Source organism: Kitasatospora sp. NPDC057542 (assembly GCF_042801945.1).
Lineage (GTDB): Bacteria > Actinomycetota > Actinomycetes > Streptomycetales > Streptomycetaceae > Kitasatospora.
Genome location: NZ_JBHVFE010000817.1, coordinates 1 through 1,648 on the forward strand (window position 1 = coordinate 1; position 1,648 = coordinate 1,648).

Here is a 1,648-nt window from a genome sequence, read left to right on the forward strand (position 1 = left end):
GGCCTCCCACTGCTCGGGAGGCCGGGCCCTCTTGCGTGCTCGTGCGCGCTCCGGCTCAGACGAGCGAGGCCATCCAGGCCTCGACGTCTTCGGCCCGGCGGGGCAGGCCGGCCGAGAGGTTCTCGTTGCCGTCGGCGGTGACCAGGATGTCGTCCTCGATCCGGACGCCGATGCCGCGGTACTCCTCCGGCACGGTCAGGTCGTCCTGCTGGAAGTACAGGCCGGGCTCGACGGTCAGCACCATGCCGGGCACCAGCAGCGCGTCGACGTGCTCCTCGCGGCGCGAGTGGGCGCAGTCGTGGACGTCCAGGCCGAGCATGTGGCCGGTGCCGTGCAGGGTCCAGCGGCGCTGGAGGCCGAGCTCCAGGACCTTCTCGACGTCGTACACCGACGGGTCCAGCAGGCCCCAGGCGAGCAGTCGCTCGGCGAGGACGCGCTGCGAGGCCTCGTGGAAGTCGCGGAACCGGGCGCCGGGCTTCACCGCGGCGATGCCGGCCTCCTGGGCGTCGTACACCGCGTCGTAGATCTTCCGCTGGAGCTCGGTGAAGCGGCCGTTGATCGGCAGGCTGCGGGTGACGTCGGCGGTGTAGAGGGTGCTGGTCTCCACGCCGGCGTCCAGCAGCAGCAGCTCGCCGGGGCGCACGTCGCCGTCGTTGCGCACCCAGTGCAGGGTGGTGGCGTGCGGGCCGGCCGCGGCGATGGTGCCGTAGCCGACGTCGTTGCCCTCGACCCGGGCGCGGCGCCAGAAGGTGCCCTCGATCCAGCGCTCCGAGGTGGCGACGGCCTGGCCCAGCTCGCGGACCACGTCGGTGAAGCCCTTGACGGTGGCGTCGCAGGCGGCGCGCAGCTCGCCGATCTCCCACTCGTCCTTGACCAGCCGCAGACCGCTCAGGAACTCCTTGAACCCGGCGTCCCTGTCGGCGTCCAGGGCGTCGGCGAGCGCGGCCTCCAGGCCGGCGTCGTAGCCGCGGACGATCCGGGTCGGCACGGCGGAGTCCGCGGCCTTCGCGGCCAGCTCCTCGGCGGCCTTGCGCACGTCGCGGGCGGGCAGGCCGAGCAGCTGCTCCTGCTCGCTCAGGCTGTGCCGGCGGCCGACCCACAGCTCGCCGTAGCCGTCCAGCCAGAACTCGCCGTTCTCGCGGTTCGAGCGGGGCAGCAGGTAGAGCACGAACTCGTGGCCGGCCGCGCCGGTCGGCTCGCCGACCAGCACCGCGTCCTCGGTCTGGTCACCGGTGAGGTGGACGTACTCGCTGGAGGCGCGGAACGCGTAGTCGGTGTCGTTGGAGCGCACCCGCAGGTTGCCGGCCGGGACGACCAGGCGCTCGCCGGGGAAGGCGGCGGACAGCTCGGCGCGGCGCTCGGCCGCGTACGGGGCCTGGGCGACGGGGGCGAGGCCGTGCAGCTCGGTGTCGGCCCAGCCGGACTTCATCGAGGCGGCCAGCTCGTCGGAGACCTCGCCGTAGAGGCCGTTCTTGCGGCCCTTGTGCTGCTCCGGCTCCTCGCCGCCCTCGGCCTCGGGGTTCTCGGCCACCGCGGGGGTACGGTCCTCGGTCACGTGCAACGCCTCCTTGGGGGGTGGTACCGCCGCCCTCGGGGGAGGTGTCGGATCGCGACACGCGCGGGCGGCCGTGCGTCCATGGTACGGACG

The 1,648-nt window shown here is 73.7% G+C and carries 1 protein-coding gene; it reads right to left on the bottom strand.

Going from position 1 to position 1,648, the window contains the following annotated elements:
* Positions 1-55: 55 nt before the first annotated feature.
* Positions 56-1,555, bottom strand: a complete 1,500-nt coding sequence (locus ACFU7Y_RS43800) for an aminopeptidase P family protein (RefSeq protein WP_380772037.1) — start codon at positions 1,553-1,555, stop codon at positions 56-58.
* Between the last annotated feature and the right edge of the window lie 93 nt (positions 1,556-1,648).